The organism is Desulfurivibrio dismutans, assembly GCF_029210385.1.
GTDB lineage: Bacteria > Desulfobacterota > Desulfobulbia > Desulfobulbales > Desulfurivibrionaceae > Desulfurivibrio > Desulfurivibrio dismutans.
Genome location: NZ_JARGDQ010000006.1, coordinates 46,250 through 67,429 on the forward strand (window position 1 = coordinate 46,250; position 21,180 = coordinate 67,429).

The following is a 21,180-nucleotide window of genomic DNA, read 5'->3' on the forward strand; positions in this document are numbered from 1 at the left end:
GAGGACCGGGTGATTTTCACCTGGTCCTCGCTTTCTTTTTGACAGCCCAATGACAGAGTTGAAATCCTTAAACGATCACGAGGTCAAAGGGGTAAGCGGTCAAGGGGTGCCACAGGTTGCGGCAAGCGAGACGGCGATGCGTACACCAGTACGTGAGCCGGCTCGATCGCCGCAAGATGCGGCACCCCTTGACCGCTTACCTGCCTAGGGTGTTGGTCGGCACAGTTCCTCCAGGTAGTTCATGGCTTCCAGGTAATTAAAGTCCGGGCTTTGGTCGACGGTATGACAGCGTCGGCAGGTTTCTGCCGGTGGGCGTCGGGTGAGGGCAGTGGCGGCGCCCGCCTGATCGCGGCCGGCCACATGCTGGCGGCCGGGGCCGTGGCAGACCTCGCATCCCACCCCCCGCAAGGGGGCCGGCAGCGACAGGGCCAGTGACTCGTCGTCCTCGTAGGTGCCGGTAACATGGCACGAAATACAGGCCGGATCATACTGGCGCTGCCGCTGTTCCAGGGTTTCGTAAGCCTGGGCGTGGCGGCTCTGTTGCCAGTTGGCGGTTTGCGGCTGGTGGCACTGGGCACAAGCCGTCCAGCCCAGGTATGGGGAGGTCTCCCGCTCTTCCTGGTTTTGCCGGCGGACAGCGGCCTGTCCACGGCCGATTTCGTTGATCTCCTGATTGATTGTTGCAACCATCTGCAGCATTTCCGCATCTTCGGGGAAGTTGTGGTCCAGGTTGAAAAAGAGGTTGTTAAAACTGCCGGCCTGGCGCCGCCCGGCCACCTGTTCCAGTTCCGCCACGGCCTTTTGCAGGGCCTCGATTTCCTGTTGCAACTCATCCTGGTAGGCGGCCATGCGCTGCCGGTAGATCTTTTGGCTTTCCGTTTCCGCCGCCGGTGGCTCTGAACCCCCTGGCGACCGTTCCTCTTCCACCCACTGCAAGGAACGTTGCAGGCTGCGCCACTGCCAGTTCAGGCGATCCAGTTCCTGGCGTTTTTCCTCCAGTTGGGCCAGTTCCTGGTCGAACCAGATTCGGTCCCGGGTCCAGGTAATTTCCATCAGCCCCACCCGTTTGCCCTGGCGGCCGACGGCGGTGATGACGGTGTTGTTATGGCGCCGGGGGTGCAGGTTGGCCTCGGTGTTGCGACCCGCCACAATGATCAGGTGAACTTCGGGAAATTCAGCGGCGATGGCTTCATTGTCCGCCGCTTCCAGGCCGGAGAGCAACACCAGTAAATCGCTTTCGGGGCTGAAACGCGCCACCAGTTCCGGTAGTACCTGCCGCCAGGGCAACAGGGCCAGGCCGCTGGTGCCGGTGGGTGCCGATGGGCCGACTTCATCCTCCATCATGGCGGGCGGTAACGAGCCGGTGAGGGCGATAACCCCGATCTTGCTGTCGCCTTTGTCCAGGATTATTCCCGACGGAAACGGGGCCTCGTCGAGCTCCTGGTGGATCAAATCGGCACTGAGCCAGACCGGTGGTTGCCGGTCGGCGGTGATTTCCAGTAAGAAATCCAGGCCAGCGGCCAGGTCAAGGGCGTTGATCCCCACCGCGTCAAACTCCATGGCGTGATAGGCGGCGACAAGCCCACGGGCGACAGCCTGGTCTTGCAATTTCAGACCCGGGTTCAGCCGTTGTCGTTTAAAGAGCAGGCCGCCGGCGTCCAGGGCCAGCAGGGCCGGGTCCTGCTGGCGGGCCAGGTTCAGTTGCGCCGCTTTTCTGGGCAGACCGCCCAGTTGGTCGGAGACTCAGCCGCAGGGCTCAATCTCACCCCGCACGTCATTAGCGTAGAAGAGCAGCAACTCCGTTGGTGACTGGCCGGGGTTCTGCCGGTCGGCCGTGACCATGACCACGGCCGGGCCGGCGATCAGGGCCGCCACCGTGAGCATGCTTATTAACCATATCTTGCGGTAACCAATCATTTTTTATCTCCCGCCGAGGTTGGATTGCTTTTTCGTTGGGCCAGAATTTTACGCCATTTTTCCAGCCGTTCCTTAACCAGGGCCTCGTGCCCGCGGTTGGTGGGATGGTAAAACCTGGTGCCGACCAGTTGTTCCGGCAGGTGTTGCTGGTCCACCAGCCCCAACCGGTCGTCGTGGGCGTACTGGTAACCTTTGCCGTAGCTCAGATCCCGCATCAGTTTGGTGGGGGCGTTGCGCAGGGGCAGCGGCACCGGCAGGCTGCCGGTTTTTTTAATGGTGGCCATCACCTGATTGTAGGCGGCATAAACGGCATTGCTTTTGGGGGCGGTGGCCAAATAAACCACCGCCTGGGCCAGGGCCAGTTCACCTTCCGGGCTACCCAACAGATGGTAACTCTCCCGGGCCTGAATGGTCAGTCCCAGGGCCTGGGGGTCGGCATTGCCGATGTCTTCCGAGGCAAAACGGATCAGGCGACGGGCGATGTACAGCGGCTCCTCGCCGGCGGCCAGCATCCGGCCCAGCCAGTACAGAGCGCCGTCGGGGTCACTGTCCCGCAGACTTTTGTGCAGAGCCGAAATCAGGTTGTAATGCTCTTCGCCGTCGGCGTCGTAGCGCAGACTGTGGCGCTGGATGGCCTCTTCCACAGTGTCCAGCTCAATTTGTAAGCGGTCACGGGGCACCGCATCTTGCGGCACCTCGTGATCGCTCACGGGGGAATCCATGTTGTCTGGAGCTGCCCGGTCCAGGGCCAGGGCGGCGGCGATTTCCAGGCTGTTGAGCAGGCTGCGGGCGTCGCCGTCGGCGATGTTGACCAGGTGAGTGGCGGCTTCATCACTGATGGTGAGCTTCAATTCCCCCAATCCTCGCTCTTCATCGGCCAGGGCCCGATCCAGGATGCTGCGCAAATCGTCCGGTTCCAGGGGATTGAGGACAATCACCCGGCAACGGGAGAGCAGCGGGGCAATGACATGAAAAGAAGGGTTTTCGGTGGTGGCCCCGATCAGGGTGATCAGGCCGGCCTCGACGTGGGGTAGAAAGGCATCCTGCTGGCCCTTATTGAAACGGTGAATCTCATCGACAAAGAGCACGCTGCCCCGACCGCTCTCCTCCCGCAGTTTGCGGCTGCGCTCGACAATTTCCCGGATCTCCTTGACCCCGGAGAGCACCGCCGAGAAGAAGACAAAATCCGCTCCGCTGCCACCGGCCAGAATGCGGGCCAGGGTGGTCTTGCCGCTGCCCGGCGGCCCCCAAAGCAACATCGAAGGCAGGTAACCGTGGCGGTTCAGGCCGGAGAGCAGCTTGTCGTCGGCCAGCAGGTGGCGTTGACCGACAAAGTCCTCCAGGCGCGCGGGGCGCATCCGTTCGGCCAGGGGGGTGACCGAGGCGCCCCGGCCGCTGCCGTCAAAACCGGTTTTTTCAGATGATGGTTGACGTTTGCTCATCAGATAAGGTCGAAATCCAGTTGATAAATCAGTTGCCAGACGTTGATGCTGCCGTCGGCCCGGCCGGCCAGCAGCGTGTGCGGCCGGGGGCCGGTGGCCAGGCTGCAGATGCCGCCGCCTCGGCCATCGAGGCTGAAAAGTTTTTCGCCGCGGTCCAGGTTGATAATATTGATCAGGTCGTCATCGCCGGCAGAGGCCAGGCAGCGGCCGTCGGCCAACCCCAGCACCGATCGGATGCGTTCATGGTGAGGCTTGATGCTGTAACGTGGTTCTTCGCCGTGGCGGGGCCAGATCTTTAGCCGGCGGTCGCCTCCAATGGAAACGAAATGCTGGCCGTCGGCCGTGGCGCTCAACTCATACACGGCGCCGGCATGCGCCGACACGGTGGCGGTACAGTCCCGCAGGCGGCTTTTCCATTGGCGCAGCAGACCGTCTTCGCTGCCTGAAATCAGCTCCAACTCCTGATCCGGGTAGCAAAGGGCGGTAATAGCGCCGCTTTCCGCCAACGAAACCCCATCCTCCCGGCCGGTGGCCAGCCGGCGGACAATGATGCTGCCGTCGGCCCCGCCGGAGGCCAACAGTTTGCCGTCGCGGCTGAAAGTCAGGGCCGTGACTGGCGCCCGGTGGCTTTGTTCCTGACCCAAAAATTTGCCGCTGCGCGGCGAGACCAGTTGCACACTTCCCTCCCTGGTGCCGACGGCCAGGTGTTTACCGCCGGGGGACACCACCAGGGTGGTAATGGGCTGTTCATCATTCTCCACCATTTCCGGCTGGCTGCCGCTGCCCAAGTGGAAAATAAGCAACCGGCCGTCCCGTCCCACCGAGGCAATACGCCGACTGTTAGGGATACAGGCCAGGGCCATTACCGGCTCGCGATGACCGGTAAGGGTAAGAAAACGCTGGCCGTGGAGGGGCAGCAGCTTTTCCCGAACCAGCAGCAGTTCCTCGTAAATACGATTGAAAAAACGATCTTTGCGGAAACCTTCCGGCTGCCAGGCTTTGATCAGGGTCTCAAAACAGGCCTGGTAGCGGCGGTTGACCAGATGATCGTGAATCTTTTCTTCCACCTGCCGCCGCTGGGCGCCCCGGCGATAAATGGCCAGGTGGGTGGGCGGAGGAACCAGGCGAAATTCCGGCCCGGTCTCGTGGTCTTCGGCAAAGTCGCTTTTAAGACCGGTGATGTTCAGCTTGGCGGCTTTTTCCAGTTCCTGCAGCAGGTCGTCCTGGCCCGGCGGCCGGCCGTACTGGCGGTTGGCCTCGATACGACGGAGAATCCGGGTCGGGTTTGTACCTTCCAGACGCCAGCGCAGCAGCAGTTCGTTGTGAACCCCCTCGGGGAGGGTGTCGTGAAACTCCAGGCAGCGGACCAGCTTGCCGGTCGCCTCCCGGTGGCGGCCTTCTTCCAGTAAAAAAACCGCCTGGTTGTTGAGTACCTCCGCTCGCTGATCCTGCATCGGTGGTTCATAATAGGGGCAGGACATTTTATAAAGCTCCCGGTAGGCCCGGTTCAGGTCATGCCGCAGGCCGGCAAAGGCGGTATAACCCTGGCTGGCCCCGGCCGCCTGACAGCGGTGTAAAGCTTTCTGCAGGCCAAGAGGCAGTTTGGAAACCGACCCTGGTTGGTAGGCAAGGGCATCCAACATCCGCTGCAAACATTGGCCAAAAGCGGCCAGATCGGTGGCTACAGAAGGTTGGTTTGCTCCGGTGGCCAAACCGAACCCGGTGATCTTCAGCAGCGAACCGGGAGTGATACAAATATTTTCCGGCCGCAGATCGCTGTGAATCAGCCCCAAGGCGTGGCAGTACTCCATGCCGTGGCAAAACTGAATGGCCAGAGAAAGGGCGATGCGGGGGTTGTGGCAGCGTTTGTCGACCAGCCAGGCCGCCAGGGTGTCGCCTTCCACCAGTTCGCTGATCATCACCGGCAGATTTTTAATGAAACGAAGATTGTATGAAGTGGCGATATTGGGGTGCAGCCCGGTTTTAACCCGCAGTTCGGCGCGGCTGAGGCATTTTTTTAGCCCGGCCGGGCTTTGCAGCAGTTCCTCGGGCGGGGTTTCCAGCCGCAACGGTATTTGCCGGACCAGATGAAAACAGCGCCAGGCTCGGCTGCAGGTGGCGCCGACGGGCAACGGTTCGTCAACCCGGTAATGCTCCAGCACCCTGTCGTCTTTTTGCCAGTCAGGCAGCCGGGGGGGGACGAAAGGAGCTGGTTTTGGGGCGGGGCGGGCGACCGGTGGGGTCGGCTGCGGTTTGGCGGGGGCGGTTTCCGCCACCGCCGGTCCGGGTGCCGACCGGTCCGGCGGTCCGGCCGTTTCCCGGCCGGGGATCTTATTGCCTATCTTCTGCAGCCAGCGATTGAGCATCCGGGGGGCCTTATTTATTGCCCAAGCGGGCGATGGTGGCCAGCTGTTCCTTGGCTTGGCGCTGGATGGCGCCGTCATCTTCATCATGGCGAACGGCTTCATTAAGATGATGCCGGGCCATGCGGGCCTCCCCCAGGTACCAGTGGTAAAGACCCAGGTGATAATGGCCGGCGGCCCGGTCTCCCTGGTCGGAACGGACCTGGCCGTAACGAAAATGCAGCCGGGCATGATCCGGAGTTTTGCTCAGCAGTGTTTCATAAATGGGCCGGGCCTCGGCCAGGCGGTCCAGTTGCTGCAGGGTTCTGGCCAGGTTGAAAAGGATATAGGGATCATTCGGATCACGCTTTCGGGCTTCGTTCAAATTTTCCAGAGCTTCTTCGCCATGGCCGGCTTCAAACAGGATGATCGCCAGGTCCGCCAGTAAAATCGGGCGGTCGGGAAAACGGGCGATGACCTTGCGGATCTCTTCCAGGGCTTTTTTGTACTGCCGGTCCGCCAGGTAGACCTGGGAGAGGCCGTAACGGGCCATGAAATTGGCCGGATTTTCCTCACCCTCCCGCAGACGGTGCCGCAACGCCGGCAGGAGATCCTGGGGGGTACGGGTCAGAGCGAAAATTCGTTGTCTTACCCGGTGAAATTCAAACTCGAAATCTTCGTCTCCTTGCCGGGGCTCAATCCGGGCGGGCAGCCGGTCGATGTATAGTCGGTCTTCAATGTAGGCAATGCGCCGCTCCGGCTCCGGGTGGGTCAACAGGTAGGCCGGCAGCTGGGCCCGGCGAAAACGGCTGATGTTGCGCATGGTGCGCAGCATGCCCAGCATCTCCGCCGGGTCGCGGCCCATTTCCCGCATCCAACGCAGGGCTAGCAGGTCGGCCTCCTCTTCGTCCTGGCGGCTGAACTGCAGGCTCATGGTGGCGCTGCCGGCCAGGGAGCCGGCCACCACGGCCTCGGCCAAGGGGCCGGCGCCTAAAATCAGCCCGGCCAAGGCCAGGGCGGTGGCCCCCAGGTTGACCCGCTGGGTTTTATCCAGGCGGTCGGCGTAATGGCGGCTGGCGGCATGTCCCACTTCATGGGCCAGAACACTGACCAACTGGCCCTCGCTTTCGGCCGATTCAATCAAGCCGGAATGAATGACGATGATTCCGCCGGGGGCGGCAAAGGCGTTGAACTCCCGGTTATCGACCACAAAAAAATGGTAGTCGAAGGGCTGGGGACCGGCCACATCCAAAATCTCCCGGCCAAGGCCTCGGATATAGGTGGTGATATCCGGGGCGTCGAGAAATTTGAATTCCTTGCGGACCAAGGTCAGCAGGTGCTCACCCAGCTCTTTTTCTTCCTGGATGGACAGAGCACTGGCGGGCGCCGGTTGGACCAGGCTGACGGCCAGCATCAGCAAAACCGCCAGCCAGGTCGCTAATTTTTTGGGGATTTGGGCAGAAAAAATCATGGTGTTAAGACACCTTCCATGTTGAAAAAGTTGCAGTACCATGCGTCATGATAACTTTGCGCCATTAAAAACGCCATAACTTATCGCTGGCAACTTATCTCATTGTCTTGCAATTCCGGAAGGATACGGTATTTTGGCAGAATGCTCAAGGAACTGTGGATCAAAAACCTGGCGCTGGTGGAAGAACTGCGGCTGGATCCGGGGAAAGGGCTGGTGGTGCTCACCGGCGAGACCGGGGCCGGCAAGTCGATCATCCTCCAGGCCATTCATTTGCTGGCCGGCGGCCGGGCTTCGGCGGAGTGGGTCAGAAGCGGGGCGGAGCAGGCCACGGTGGAAGCCTTTTTTGAATTCGACCCGGCCCACGCGGAACTGCTGCAACTTTTGCATGACGCCGGGGTGGAATCGCCGGCCGATGACGCCGCCGCTGAACTCCCCGGGGAGCTGATCGTCAAACGCATTATCAGCGCCAAGGGCAAGAGCCGTTTTTACCTGAACGGATCCATGGCCACCGCCGCCACCGTCGGCGGCCTGGTTGAACACCTGGTCAGCGTGGCCAGTCAGCACGATCATCAGCAACTGCTGCAGCCCCGCTATCATCTGGAGTGTATCGATGCCGCCGGCAATCTGCTGCAACAGCGGCAGGACTTTGCCGCCCTTTACGATCAGTGGCAGGAGGTAAAAAAACGTCTGCAGCAATTGCGCGCACAAGAGCAGGACAAGGAGCAGCGCCGCGATTTTCTTTCCTTTCAGTGCCGGGAAATCGAAGAGATCGCCCCGGAAGCGGGCGAGGATGAACGCCTGGCAGAGCAGCGGGACCGGCTGAAATACGCCGACAAGCTCATCGACCTGGGGCGGAAAAGCTATGCCGCCCTGGCTGAGAAGATCAGCCCCCCCCTGGCCATGGTGCGCAAAAACCTGCAGGAGATGGCGGCCCGGGATGAAGGGGTCAACAAACTGGCCGAGGACGTGGCTGGCGCCTCTTTCGTGCTGGAAGACGCTCAGATGGAAATCATTCGCTATCTCGACATGTTGCCCAACGACGCCACCGCCTTGGACCAGGTGACGGCCCGCATCGATCAGCTCCAAAAGCTCAAGCGCAAATACGGCCCCACCCTGGAGGAGGTGCTGGCCTTTGCCCGACAGGCCCGAGTGGAGCTGGATACCCTGGAAAACATGGAAGCCGCCCTGGCGGAACTGGAAGCCGAAGCGGCCCGCCTGGAAGCCGAAGTAACGGCCGCCGCCGCCGAACTGTCGGCAGCCCGCCGTCGGGTGGCCGATGATTTTGCCGCCCGGGCAGGCGCGGAGTTGAGTTCGCTGGCCCTGGAACAGTCCCGCTTTGCGGTTGATCTGCCCGCCGGCGAACTGTCCCGCTTAACTCGTCTGGGCTGGGACAAACCGGAGTTTGTCTTTTCCGCCAACCCCGGTGAGGAGTTGCGCCCCCTGGCCAAGGTAGCCTCCGGTGGTGAGCTGTCCCGCCTGATGCTGGCCTTGAAATGTGTGCTGGCACGGCAGGATAAGGTGGAAAGCGTGGTTTTCGATGAAGTTGATGCCGGCATCAGTGGCCAGGCCGCCGAATCGGTGGCCCGGAAGATCCGCCAGTTGGCCGGGCATCACCAGGTGGTCTGCATCACCCATCTGCCGCAGATCGCCGCCGGCGCCGATGATCATTACCTGGTGGCCAAGCGCCAGCGCGACGGCCGGACCATCACCGAAATCGACCAGCTGCCGGCCCCGCAACGGCCGGCGGAACTGGCCAGGATGCTGGCCGGGGCGGCGGTTACCGATAAAACCATGGCCTATGCCACGGAACTGATCAGCCGGGCGGAGGAAGACAAGAAACAATTGGCCGTCGGCCAAAAGAGAGAGCAACAATGACCACCGCGCTGGCACTCTACTCCGGTGGGCTGGACAGTACCCTGGCCTGCCGGGTGATCATGGAACAGAACATCCGGGTGGTGGCGGTCAAGTTCGTCACCCCATTTTTCGGTGCCGACCTGCTGAAAGATCCAGAAAAATACCAGCAGACGGTGCACCGCAAGTACGGCATCGAAGTAATCCTGCGGGATCTCACCGAGCCCTACCTGCGCATGCTGGCCCGGCCGGCCCATGGTTACGGCAAAAACTTCAACCCCTGCGTGGACTGTAAGATCATGCTCATGGGCGAGGCCAAGCGGATGCTGGCCGAACTGGGGGCGGACTTTCTGATCTCCGGCGAGGTGCTGGGCCAGCGCCCCATGAGCCAACGGCGGGACACCCTGCGGGTGATAGAACGGGACAGCGGTTGCGCCGATCTGCTGTTGCGCCCCCTGTGCGCCCGCAATTTGCCGCCCACCAAGCCGGAACGGGAAGGGCTGGTGGACCGGGGAAAAATGTACGATTTCAAGGGCCGCAGCCGCACCCCGCAGATGAAGCTGGCGGAGTATTTCGGGATCAGCGACTACGAATCCCCCGGCGGCGGCTGCGTGCTCACCGACCCCAACCTGGCCCAAAGGATTCGGGATCATTATGTGGCGGCCGCCGCAGAAGAAAAAGCGGTGCAGGCTGATGATATCCTGCTGTTGCTCAGCGGCCGGATTTTTCAACTGCCCGGTGGTTCGATTTTGGCCCTGGGCCGGACCGAGGCGGGCAACCAGCGGGTGCTGTCCCGCCGTCGGCCCGGTGACTGGCTGCTGAACCTGCGCGACGACCCCGGCCCGCTGGCGGTTTTGCGGCCGCCTGCCAACCTGTGGGCGGCAGGATATCCCGCACCGGGACAGGCTCCCGATCAGCCGGCGGCAGCCGATCTGGCGGCGGATTTGCAGCGGGCCGCGGCCCTGGTGCTGCGCTATGCCGGCAAGGCGGTGCGGCAGCGGGGTCGGGCGGCGGTGGAAGTCAGCCGCGATGAGGGGGAGAGCCACGCCATCGAAGCCGCCCCGGCCCGGGATGAGGAGTTTATCCCCTGGCGCCGCTGACCGTTACAGCTCCTTGTCGATCACCACTTTCCGGTAGAACTCGCACTCTTCACAATCCCCCAGTTTCTGGGCAATGGACCCGCTGATCTTTTTGCCGCAGAAAGTGCCGGCCACCGCCCAGCAGATGCGGCCGTAATGGGGGTAGGCGGCGCAACGGAACTGAGCGGCCCCTTCGGTTTTTTTCACCCCGCACTGATGAAACTCCCAGCACGGCATTTTGTCCGCTTCCGCCGGAGGCTGGTAGGGGAAGTAGAGCTTGAAGGTGGAGCCCTGCCCCAAAGCGCTTTCCGCCAGAATCAGGCCGTTGTGTTCCTCCATAATTTTCTTGCAAATGGACAGCCCCAGCCCGGTACCCACCCCGATTTTCTTGGTGGAATAAAAGGCCTCGAAGATCATCTCCAGCTTGTCCGCCGGAATCCCGTGGCCGCTGTCGCTGACCATGATCACCACGTAATCGACTTGGTAAAGCCGCTCCATGCCGGTGCTTAAGCGTAGCTCACCGCCTTCGGGCATGGCGGCAAGGGCATTGTTGATCAGGTTGTCCACCGCCTGTCGAACCTGGTCTCGGTCACACAACACCCGGGGGATGTCCGAGTCCAGGTCTTCACGGATTTTCACCCCTTGCTGATCACAGGGCTCCAGCCAGAGGGTAATCGCCTTGCGGACGGCATTGTTGACCCGCCGCAGTTCCAGGTTGAATCGAGTTTCCCGGGAAAAGGTCAGCAGATCCTTGAGGATGCTTTCCAGCCGATCAACCTCCGCCACGATCACCCCGGCACTTTCCTTTTCGGCGGAATCATCGGCCAATTGTTTGTGCAAACGGCGGGCAAATCCGCCGATGGAGGTCAGCGGGTTGCGGATCTCGTGGGCCACGTCGGCGGTCAGTCGGCCGATTGCAGCCAATTTCTCCGCCTCCACCAGCCGATCCTGCAAGGCCTTGATGCTGGCCAGGGAATCCTCCAAGTCCCGGTTGATCTTGCTGATGGTTTCTTTATCCCGCTGCAGCTTCTGGGAAAACATCCCGATGGGAACGGCCAGCAGGAAGAGGAAGGCGGCCCGGACGGAAAAATCGGTCCAGTGCAGGATGGAAAAGTCGATCCCCTCGCTGACGAAGTAAAGCAGGGTGGAAAGCAGGGCCACGCCCAGGCCGATGAGCACCCCGTAATAAAAGGAGTACAGGGCGGTCATCAGATAAAAACCGTTGGTGAAAGGGCTTTGGTAGCCGCCGGAGATATGCACCAGCAAGGAAACGAAGGCCAGGTCAAGAAACAGGGAAATCAGGTAGAAAACCCTTTTGCGCTGGGGAAAAAGGTAGAGCAGCAGGGTAAGCAGCAGGCCGTAGGCGGCAAAATAGAGCAGCAACCAGGCCATTTCCCGGACCAGCACCGGTGGCAGATCGGAAAAAAGCACCCAGCCCGCACCACCCAGCAACACCACCAGCCGCAACGCGACAAAGCCCAGGTCGGTGAGATCAAGGCAGGTCCGGGCGGAGCAAGTGCTGAACGATTCCAGCCAGTCTTTAAAATTTTTCAGTCTGTTTGGCCGCATGGTGATTGCCTTGCAATGCAGATTTAAAAAAAATACTGCCTGAAAGTTACTCTCTTTGGTGCTTCTCGTAAAGCACCGAGAGCTTTTGCCCCTCATTCCTTTCCGTATTGGCATTTTTAGGTTACCGTTGCAATGGTCAGGCAGCCATATTGTAGTTTGCTTCTGGGGAGGGGCCATGGGGGACAACCTGGTTTATGCGCGTTATCACTGGTTTGATCGGGAGATTCGCCGGGGGCGGTTCCCCAATGTGCCGGCCCTGGCCGCCGAGTTCGGCATCACCGAACGCACCGCTCGCCGGGCCATTGCCGCCATGCGGGATGATTTCGATGCCCCCCTGCAATACCTCCCCGCCCGCCGAGGCTACATTTACAGCGACGACCAGTACCGCCTGCCCGCTTTCTGGCTCAGCCAGGAGGAGATTTTTGCCGTCCTGCTGGCCAAAACCCTGCTCTCCTGCTGCGCCGACGGCCTGGTCAGCCAGGCCATCGCCTCGTTGAACCACAAGCTCTTGCAGCAGATCGCCGCCCGCGGCCTGGAGGCGGCCAAGTTCGACCAGCTCTTTTCCGCCACCTGGCCGGGCTACGCCCCGGCCCCGGCCGAGGTCTTCCGGCCGGCGGCCCGCGCCCTGCTGGAACAGCGCCTCTTTTCCTTCACCTACTCCTCGCCGCTTGAAGCCGGCAATTCCCACCCCCGCCTGGTGGAACCCCATCACCTCCAACATTACATGGGCAACTGGGTGCTGCTGGCCCGCTGCCACCTGCGCCGCGACTGGCGCAAGTTCGTCCTCTCCCGCATGGAAAATCCGCAAGTAAAAGAAGAAACCTTCACCCCTCGCCCCCGCCGGGAATGGCTGCCCCACCTGGAGGGGGCCTACGGCATCTTCCAGGGTAACCCCCCGGAAACGGCGCTGATCCGCTTCACCCCCGCCCGCGCCCCCTGGATCAAAGAACAGCTCTGGCACCCGGACCAGCGCCTGGAACCCACCCCCAACGGCGGCCTGCTACTGACCCTACCGGTGGCCGACTACCGGGAAATCAAGCTCCGCCTGCTCCAGTTCGGAGCCGAAGCCGAAGTGCTGCAACCGGCCGGTCTGCGGGAGGAAATAGCCCGCGAAGCCCAAGCTTTGGCGGAACTTTACCGGCCCCAGGCGGCAAATGAAAAGGCCCGGCGAAAAAAATGAACCGGAAGCGAAAATAATTTTTCCCCTGACACAGAATGACAGGGTAGGTGTGGTATGAAGGGATCAAAATAGTGGGGAGGGGGCAAAGGATGAGCAGGGAAATTATTCCGGATGATTTGATGGCGGTGAGAGAAATGGAAACGTTACCGGTGGTTCTTGGGGATAGAGAGATACGGCGCGTCCGCCAGGACGGCGAGTGGTGGTTTGCGATGGAGGATGTGGCCGCAGCCCTGACCGAGGGGCCGGACCCGGCCGGCGCCTGGCAGCGCCTGAAGGAGCAAGTGTTGACGGCCTGCGGCGCTGATTTGTCGGAGCTGTGCCGATGGCTGGAAATGGAACGCGTGACATCCGGCCCTGGGCTCCAAGTGGAAGCCGCCACCATGGAGGGAATTTTCCGCATCGTCCAGGAGATTTCTTCTCCCAAGGCAGAAATTTTCAAACGCTGGCTGGCAAAGGTGGCAGCGGAACCCGTAACCCCGCGTGGTTATCGGACTGATCTCGATATGGTTTTTGCCATGCTGGAAGACGCAGCCACCGCCGTGATTGCCAATTGGTCGGAGGACCGGGGCGATGAACAGGGAAGGGATGGTGGAAATGCCGTCCGGAAAGCGGCGAGGATTGCCGGGGAGGCACGGAGGATGTTGGAAAGTTAGTTCGGGTTGTCTGTTTATGGAGAACAAAAAAGGAAAGGCGTTGGATTCCTAGGTCTCCAACGCCTTCATCCCCGCGAATGCGGGGAAATTAACCCGTTCATGCTAGTTTGAAAAACTAACTCACGGTTCATCCCTTCAAGTAGGGAGCTATGGTGAACATAATCTGTTTTGAAGAGATTTGAAAACCAAAATCTCTAAACTTACTCATTTATATTATGGCATTGACAATAAACCTCTCCTGTTTTATTTATGGGTATCGTCTAAATTATCTCAGGAGGGGAGCGATGAAAGAAGTAACAGATTTTGTTTGTAAAATTATCACGATATGTAGAGAGGCCACTCCAATGGCAGTCGCGGTTCTTGCCCTGCTCGTAGCTTTGTCGGTTGTCTGGCTCAGATAAAAACTCCAGGGAAGATGATGCATATCAATTATCGAAGGCTTTGGGCCAAAACAGATAATGATGTCAGCGAAAATTGGCATCCGCTCGTTCTTCATTTGTTTGATATTGCGGCCAGTGCAGATGCCATCCTGGCACGTGAACCGGAAGCGACACGCCTAAAGATGGCCGATGTTCTTGGGATGAAATGGCAAGATGCCCGTCCTTGGCTTCTTTTCGTTATCGCCTGCCACGATCTGGGCAAGGCCTGTCCGGGATTTCAGTGCAAGTGGAAGAATTTGGCCGAGCTGCCCGTGCCACATAGTCCAAACACGGGGATCAACCATGGCTTCGTGAGCCAGCTTGTTTTGGCGGAACGCCTGCGATCCATGGGGTGGCCAGAAGAATTAGCCGAATTGATTGCCGATGCTGTGGGATGCCATCATGGGGTGCGGGCCAATCAAAATGGCCAGAACGAGGCAGAACGTGAAATTCAGGTTGGCCGGGGCGAGCGACTGACAGCCATCCGGAATGAGTGGAAATTTGCGCGTCAGGAGTTGATGGAAGCCCTCCTGGCGATCTTCAACCCTTCACAGTTTCCTGGAAAACCGGGCCTCTCTGGCCCGGATTTCATGCTGCTTTCTGGTCTTACCAGTTTTGCCGACTGGATCGGCTCGAACGAAGAGTGGTTTCCTTTTGGTACGCCGCAGGATTGTGAAGACCTTCCCGCTTGGTTCCAGGGTCGCCGCGTTCGAGCCGACCAAGCTCTGGATGCCATAGGCTGGGAACCCCGCATCCCACTTGCCTCGCGTTCAAAATCCTTTATCCAGGTTTTTGGCTTTGCCCCCCGCCCTTTGCAGCAAACACTCATTGATGTTTTGGCTGATTTGCCGACCCCTGCCATTCTGCTCGTGGAGGCACCTATGGGCGAAGGAAAGACCGAGGCGGCCTTCTTTGCCCATCTGGAGTTACAGCGCCGGTTTGTTCATCGCGGCTTGTATGTGGCTCTCCCTACTAAGGCCACCGGCAATGCCATGTTTGCTCGCACCCTTGAGTTCCTGCAGAAGCAGGGCTCAAACCGGAAGATCGACCTGCAATTGCTACACGGCGGAACCCTTTTGAACGACACTTTTCAGGAGTTGCATATTTCTGGGGTTTACGACCAGGAAACCGGGGGTGAGGTTCGCGCAGGAGAATGGTTTACCAACAAGAAAAGAGCGCTTCTGTCCGAATACGGGGTTGGAACCGTTGATCAGGCTCTACTCCCGATTTTGCCGGTGCGCCACAACTTTGTACGTCTATGGGGGCTTGCCAACCGGGTGGTGGTCTTTGACGAAATCCATGCCTATGACGCCTATACTGGCACACTCCTCATTAATCTGCTGCGCTGGTTGCTCTGCCTTGGCTCATCGGTGGTGTTGCTCTCGGCAACCCTTCCACCGTCCATTCGTCGCAAACTGGCCACGGTGGTTAACGCCGATTTGCCGGAGAAGGAAGAGGCATATCCCCGCCTTTCCGTTTTTAGTCCTGGTGCAGCGACGCAAAGGCATTTTCCAGCTGACCCCTCGCGACGTTTGATCGTGCGGCTGGAAGCGATTGGCGAGGACCTTCCGACCATGCTAGCCGGTCTGGAAAAACATCTTGCTCAAGGCGGCATGGGGCTTGCTCTGGTCAATACCGTGCAACGCGCCCAAGAGCTTTATCGACTTTTTCCCGAGGGTGAGATTCTGGAATACCAAGGCCAACGGGTGGGCAAGCGGCTTGCCGACGGCACGGTAGTTTTTCTTTTTCATGCTCGCTTCCCGGCGGACCAACGGCAGAAGCGCGAGGATCATGCTTTGGCCATTTTTGGTGAGCGCGGAGTACGGACCGGCCGGAAGATCCTCATAGCCACTCAGGTTGCCGAGCAGAGTCTTGATCTTGATTTTGATGTGATCGCCACCGACCTCGCCCCTATTGACCTTATCCTTCAACGGGCAGGTCGTTTGTGGCGACATAAGCGGGATCAGGTGGAAAGAGGTGGGGTCCGCGAACCGCTCCTCCTGGTGGCGGGATTGGCCGGCGATGAGCCGCCCGCATTCGGAAAGCCGCTTTGGTGGGGAAAAGTGTACCGCGAAGACCTGCTCCTGTATACCTGGAGCCTGTTGCAAAAAAGGCAACATCTGACTCTACCGGACGAAATAGATACCTTGGTGCAGACAGTTTACGAGGAACTGGTGGAGATGCCTGACTCCCTACGGGATCGGGCGAACAAAGCTCTGATGGACGAGGATGGAAAAGATTGCGCGCATCGAGGACAAGCCAGTCAGGCGATCATCGGCCTTCCCGACGATGCTTCATGGAACGAACCTGGCCGATTTGTGCGCTACGACGAGAACCATCCAAACGTACATCGAACGCTGACGGCCCAGACAAGGCTTGGTGAAGAGTCAGCGGTGGTGATTCCGTTCTGTCCGGCAGACGGTTTCCGCCCGGAAATTATGCCGGACTTTGAGCAGGCCAAGCAATGGTTTCAGCGGGCCGTGGGCCTGTCGCGTAAAGGTGTAATCAGGAAACTCCAGGCCCAGGGTTTACCGGCTGGCTGGAAAAAGTCGCCGCTTCTGCGCAACTGTTTTCCACTGGTATTGAACACGGAAGGGCACTGGCAGGAGGATACAGCCGTGCGGTTGGATAAGGATTTAGGCGTGGTGTACGAGCAAAAGGAGGATGCATGAGCCGATTTAACCTGATTGATGAGCAATGGATTCCGGTGCGCTATCCCGATGGCCTTAGAGGCGAACTGGGCATTCGTGACACCCTGCTGCGGGCAGCGGAAATCGAGTCCATCGAAGATCCTTCGCCCTTGGTGGTGGCGGCCCTGCACCGCTTCCTGCTTGCAGTGCTGTATCGAGCGCTGGAAGGTCCGACCGACATTGATCAGGCCAAGGCCCTGTTCAGGAGCGGCCTGCCCGGTGAGATAATAGCGGCTTACCTGGAAAAGTGGCGAAATCGATTCTGGCTATTCGATGAGAATTACCCCTTTGGCCAGATACCGACTTTTACTCCAAAAATATGGAGGGCTTGGACCGTCCTTGCAGCCGAGCATAATGCTGACAATGCCAAGGTTCTCTTCGATCATATTGATGTCACAGCATCGGGAACCATTTCCGAAGCTGCCGCAACCCGCTGGCTTTTGGCAACCCAGACTTTTTCGGTGAGCTGCGGCAAGAGCGAGCTTTCCCATACCGGCACAGCTCCATCGGCGACTGCGGCTATGGTCCTGCCGCGTGGTCACAATCTCCAGGATACACTTCTCCTTGCACTTGTCTGGCAAAATCGGGAGGTTCTTGCCCAGGATCTCCCGTTGTGGGAGAGAGAACCTGAATCGGTTGAAACGCTGCAAAAAGGGGTTGGTCGCCTCGCAAGCGGTTTGGCTGACCGGTACACCTGGCGGATCAGGGCAATACGTTTCGCGGGAAATGGGGCCGGGATAGATAAATTGGCCTTTGCTTCCGGGGTGGGAAATACTTTATCTGATCAGCTTGATCCCATGCTTGCTTACCGGAAGGACGAGAAAAAAGGCTTGCTCCCCATTCAGTTCAAGGAGAGGGGAATCTGGCGGGATTTCGATTCCCTTTTGCCTGATGGGTCAAAGCAGGCTCCTCGGGTGATCGAACATGCGGCGGAGTTGGGCAAAATGATTCCGGAGCGGTTTCCACAGTCGGTAATGGTGGTAGGTCAAGCCAACAACAAGGCGAAAATCGAGTTTTGGCGACTTGAGCGTTTTGCCCTGCCCAAAGCTTTGGTCGGTGATCGTCTTGTCCGGGAGGAAATAAGGCAGCTTCTTGCCGATGCAGAGGATACCCAAAAGGCTCTCTGGTTAGCTTGTCGAACCTATGCCGGTTCGTTAATGAGTCGTGGTGAACGAGAGCCAACGACAAAAGATATCAACGGTTTTATAGATCAAATACCGTCGACTCCCTGGTACTGGTCCTCCCTTGAAGCCAGGTTTCACGAAGTTTTGCGTGAATACAATATAGAGCGAGACAGTGAAGAAATTCGTTGCAGTTGGCTAAAGGTTATCCGCGACACTTTGCGTAACGCGTGGGGCAAGCACAGCGCCTCGGTCTCCGTGGGGGGGGACGCTTGGGCCATACGTGCCCTGGTGAAGGCCGAGAGGCATATCGCCCGCAAGATGAAGGAACTTAGTGACAAGATTAAAAAACTCGAACCGCACAAGGAGGCACCATGACCGGATTCATTGAGTGGCTGGAGAATCTTAGCAAGAAGGATACCAAGGTACGGGCCGTGCTGCGGCGAAGCCTTTCTTTTTACCCTGGAACACATGTCCCAGCTTTCCCTTATGTTGAACCTTTTATTAAAGATGAGGGGAATTCATGGCGGCGGGAGATGTTTTATCTGGTGGCCGGGGTCTGGGCTGCCCACTGGCGTGAGGGACGAGCCGGAGCTCCGATGACCCTGCCTAGAGCTTGTGCGACGTACCAGACAAAAAGCGACTCAGCCAGCATTGAACGCCGTTTTATTTCTTTGTTGGATGCAGATCGGGATCAGTTGCCTCATCGCTTGCGGCAGATGGTGGCGCTGCTTAAGGACTACAGCCTGGATTTTGCCTCCCTGCTTCGGAATGAAAAGACTAAAAATGGGCTGCTCAATTGGCTTGATCCGCAAAAACGCACCCAGAATGCCTGGGCTCGTGAATATTACAAAACTATGGGACAAGAAACGACAACCGAACCTATTACCGAGGAGGAAAGTAAATGAAAACCCTGGTCGAAATCCATGCCTTACAGAATTTTGCCCCATCGAACCTGAATCGTGACGATACCGGCGCTCCGAAGGATGCTTTTTTCGGTGGTACCCGCCGCGCCCGGATTTCCAGTCAATGCCTAAAAAGAGCGATCCGCCAACATTTCAAGGAGATGGTCAAGCATGACACTTTGTCCGCAAGCGATGTCGCGGTCCGAACAAAGCGGGTTTTAGATGCAGTGACAGAAGCATTGATCAAAAAAGATAAACCAAAGGACGAGGCGTCCGAGAAAGCCCGTCTGGCCTTGGCGGCCATGGAATTGAAGGTAAAAGACGACGGCAAGAGCGAATATCTTCTTTTCCTTGGTCAGCAGGAAATCACAAATGTTGCCGGAATCATCAACGAAAAGTGGGACTCCATCATCCAGGCTGCACCCAGTAATGAAGAGAAAAAGCCCGGTAAGGCCAAGAAACAAGCTGCCCAGGCAGCTGACCCGGAACTTAAAAAGGCTCTTGATAAAGTCTTTGATGGCGGCAAGGCCGTGGATGTGGCGCTTTTCGGTCGTATGCTGGCCGATATGCCGGCAAAGAATCAGGATGCGGCCTGTCAGGTGGCCCATGCCATCTCGACCCACGCAGTGGACCGTGAGTTCGACTTCTACACCGCCGTTGACGACCGCAAGCCTGATGATAACTCTGGCGCGGACATGATGGGCACGGTGGAGTTCAACTCTGCCTGTTTCTACCGTTACGCGGTGGTGGATTGGGAGCAGTTGGTGAAAAACCTTCAAGGCGACTCGGAACTGGCTGCAAAGGGTCTGCGGGCCTTTCTTGATGGCTTTGTAGTTGCCGAACCCACCGGCAAACAAAATACTTTTGCCGCCCATAACCCGCCAGAATTTGTGGCGATTTCGGTTCGCCGCAATACCGCCCCCCGCAATCTGGCCAATGCCTTCGAGGCGGCCGTTCGAGTGCGCAAAGATGAATCACTTACCGGCAAATCGGTCGAGGCCATTAAACAGAAGGCAACTGCGTTGCAGTCTGCCTATGGCGGCGATGGAAAAACCTTTGTGCTCAACCTCACCGGAGCTAAGGCGGATGATTTGGGTGCCACCCTGGAAACCCTTAAGGATATGCTCGATCAGACCCTTATTGCCGTTAAGGAGTGAAACCATGCCAACCTTACTGCTTCGACTGGTAGGCCCCATGCAATCTTGGGGCACTACCAGCCGCTTCGATCAACGCGATACCGGAAAGGAGCCGAGCAAATCCGGGGTGATTGGGCTCATCGCCGCTGCATTGGGGATTGACCGGGAGAACTGGAATGACTTAGAGCCGCTTACTCGTCTCATGATGGGAGTGCGGCATGATCGGCCGGGGGTGCTCAAACGGGATTATCAGACAGCTGGCTGCGCCAGGGATGACACCATCATTCGGGCGGATGGATCACCCTCTAAGGATGGCGTGGTTTCAAGCCGATTCTACCTTGCCGATGCAGCTTTCCTTGTAGGTTTGGAAGGAAACGACTGTAGACTTTTCGAAAAAGTGCAAATAGCCCTCCGCAACCCTTGTTGGCCACTGGCGCTGGGGCGTAAATCCTATGTGCCATCCGAACCGGTCTGGATCAAGGATGGTATCCAAGAAATGCCGTTACGGAAACTCCTGGAAAGATGGCCGTGGATTGCTTCGGCCCGGAAAGGGGAAATGACGCCGGAGAACTTTTTGATTTCTTACGAATCACCGTACGGCTCTGGCATCCTCAGGATGGATCAACCTCTTTCCTCCTTTGCCGAGCGGCGCTTCGGGGCGCGGTTCGTTCGCTCGGAATTGATTCCCTTTTCGCAGGGGGTGGCCCATGTTTCTGCATAGAATTCATCTTAATCCCAGGTCCAGGGAAGCGAGGCGGGATATTGCCGACCCTTACCAGTTTCACTCTACCCTGTGCCGGGCCTTCAGCGGGCCGGAGACTAAATGTCCGCCCGGCGAGTTCCTCTGGCGGCTTGAACCGGAAAGCGACCAGAGTGGACGGCCACGCATTCTTGTCCAAAGCCGGGAGTTACCCAATTGGGCCGTTCTTCCCATCGGTTGGCTCGATGAGGCGGAGCCAGCCATTGACCTGTGCGACCGGCTGCGGCTTGACGCAATCAAAGCCGGGCAGCGTTTCCGCTTCCGCTTGCGTGCCAATCCCTGCGTGACTCGGAACGGAAAACGGTTGGGATTGTTGCGGCGAGAGGAGCAAGAAGCTTGGCTTGCCAGAAAAGGCGGGCGGCATGGGTTTTCGCTGCCGCAATCGGTATCCCTTGATTTCTCAGGTCATTCAAAAGAAGGAGCCGATGTCTGGATTTCGCAGGAGATTATGCTTCGGGGGAGGCAGCATTCCGGGAATGGTATTCGCATCTTTTCGGTGCTCTACGATGGTTTCCTGCTAGTTACTGAGCCGGAGGCATTTCGAATCACTCTGCAAAACGGCATTGGACACGGCAAAGCCCTAGGGCTTGGGCTTTTGTCAGTGGCACCGGCTGGCTATGAGTAATTTTGGCCAATATCTATTGC

15 protein-coding genes are annotated in these 21,180 nt (G+C 58.7%); 10 read left to right on the top strand and 5 right to left on the bottom strand.

Annotation, left to right across the window (positions count from 1 at the left end):
- Positions 1-204: 204 nt before the first annotated feature.
- From P0N66_RS08280 to P0N66_RS08300, 4 genes are read right to left on the bottom strand one after another with little or no spacing between them, the layout of a single operon-like run.
- The gene (locus tag P0N66_RS08280; RefSeq protein ID WP_338140551.1) at positions 205-1,917 is read right to left on the bottom strand and encodes a UshA-like (seleno)protein; all 1,713 of its coding nucleotides are present in this window, start codon (positions 1,915-1,917) and stop codon (positions 205-207) included.
- A complete protein-coding gene (locus tag P0N66_RS08290; protein WP_275804229.1) occupies positions 1,914-3,359 on the bottom strand; it encodes a replication-associated recombination protein A in 1,446 nt (481 codons plus the stop codon). Before P0N66_RS08290 ends, P0N66_RS08280 begins: the two co-directional genes overlap by 4 nt.
- A complete protein-coding gene (locus P0N66_RS08295) occupies positions 3,359-5,725 on the bottom strand; it encodes a protein kinase family protein (protein ID WP_275804231.1) in 2,367 nt (788 codons plus the stop codon). Before P0N66_RS08295 ends, P0N66_RS08290 begins: the two co-directional genes overlap by 1 nt.
- A gap of 10 nt (positions 5,726-5,735) precedes the next feature.
- Positions 5,736-7,172: a M48 family metalloprotease gene (locus tag P0N66_RS08300; RefSeq protein ID WP_275804233.1), complete on the bottom strand. Its 1,437-nt coding sequence runs from the start codon at positions 7,170-7,172 to the stop codon at positions 5,736-5,738.
- 141 nt (positions 7,173-7,313) lie between these two features.
- Here P0N66_RS08300 and recN point away from each other — a divergent pair, with 141 nt between their 5' ends.
- A complete protein-coding gene (recN, locus tag P0N66_RS08305; RefSeq protein WP_275804235.1) occupies positions 7,314-9,047 on the top strand; it encodes a DNA repair protein RecN in 1,734 nt (577 codons plus the stop codon).
- Positions 9,044-10,123 (top strand): thiamine biosynthesis protein, encoded by a 1,080-nt coding sequence (locus P0N66_RS08310; protein ID WP_275804237.1) that lies wholly within the window; start codon positions 9,044-9,046, stop codon positions 10,121-10,123. The genes recN and P0N66_RS08310 overlap by 4 nt, the downstream gene beginning before the upstream one ends.
- Positions 10,124-10,126: 3 nt before the next feature.
- Here the strand turns inward: P0N66_RS08310 and P0N66_RS08315 are convergent, their stop codons facing one another.
- Entirely contained in the window at positions 10,127-11,671 is a 1,545-nt protein-coding gene (locus P0N66_RS08315; RefSeq protein WP_275804240.1) for a two-component system sensor histidine kinase NtrB, read from the bottom strand.
- 175 nt (positions 11,672-11,846) lie between these two features.
- Between P0N66_RS08315 and P0N66_RS08320 the strand changes: the two genes are divergently transcribed.
- The 8 genes from P0N66_RS08320 (at position 11,847) to cas6e (ending at position 21,160) form a co-directional block, all read left to right on the top strand.
- A complete protein-coding gene (locus tag P0N66_RS08320) occupies positions 11,847-12,851 on the top strand; it encodes a helix-turn-helix transcriptional regulator (RefSeq protein ID WP_275804242.1) in 1,005 nt (334 codons plus the stop codon).
- An 89-nt stretch (positions 12,852-12,940) separates the two neighbouring features.
- Positions 12,941-13,504 (top strand): BRO-N domain-containing protein, encoded by a 564-nt coding sequence (locus P0N66_RS08325; RefSeq protein ID WP_275804244.1) that lies wholly within the window; start codon positions 12,941-12,943, stop codon positions 13,502-13,504.
- A 415-nt stretch (positions 13,505-13,919) separates the two neighbouring features.
- Positions 13,920-16,595 carry a CRISPR-associated helicase Cas3' gene (cas3, locus tag P0N66_RS08330; RefSeq protein WP_275804246.1) on the top strand — a complete coding sequence of 892 codons (2,676 nt, stop codon included), beginning with the start codon at positions 13,920-13,922 and terminating at the stop codon, positions 16,593-16,595.
- Complete coding sequence (gene casA / locus P0N66_RS08335; RefSeq protein ID WP_275804248.1) at positions 16,592-18,112, top strand: type I-E CRISPR-associated protein Cse1/CasA; 1,521 nt, start codon at positions 16,592-16,594, stop codon at positions 18,110-18,112. Before cas3 ends, casA begins: the two co-directional genes overlap by 4 nt.
- The gene (gene casB / locus P0N66_RS08340) at positions 18,109-18,642 is read left to right on the top strand and encodes a type I-E CRISPR-associated protein Cse2/CasB (protein ID WP_275804250.1); all 534 of its coding nucleotides are present in this window, start codon (positions 18,109-18,111) and stop codon (positions 18,640-18,642) included. The genes casA and casB overlap by 4 nt, the downstream gene beginning before the upstream one ends.
- The gene (gene cas7e / locus P0N66_RS08345; RefSeq protein WP_275804252.1) at positions 18,639-19,796 is read left to right on the top strand and encodes a type I-E CRISPR-associated protein Cas7/Cse4/CasC; all 1,158 of its coding nucleotides are present in this window, start codon (positions 18,639-18,641) and stop codon (positions 19,794-19,796) included. The genes casB and cas7e overlap by 4 nt, the downstream gene beginning before the upstream one ends.
- Before the next feature lie 4 nt (positions 19,797-19,800).
- Complete coding sequence (cas5e, locus tag P0N66_RS08350) at positions 19,801-20,496, top strand: type I-E CRISPR-associated protein Cas5/CasD (RefSeq protein ID WP_275804255.1); 696 nt, start codon at positions 19,801-19,803, stop codon at positions 20,494-20,496.
- Entirely contained in the window at positions 20,483-21,160 is a 678-nt protein-coding gene (gene cas6e, locus P0N66_RS08355; protein ID WP_275804257.1) for a type I-E CRISPR-associated protein Cas6/Cse3/CasE, read from the top strand. The genes cas5e and cas6e overlap by 14 nt, the downstream gene beginning before the upstream one ends.
- The last annotated feature ends 20 nt before the right edge of the window (positions 21,161-21,180 follow it).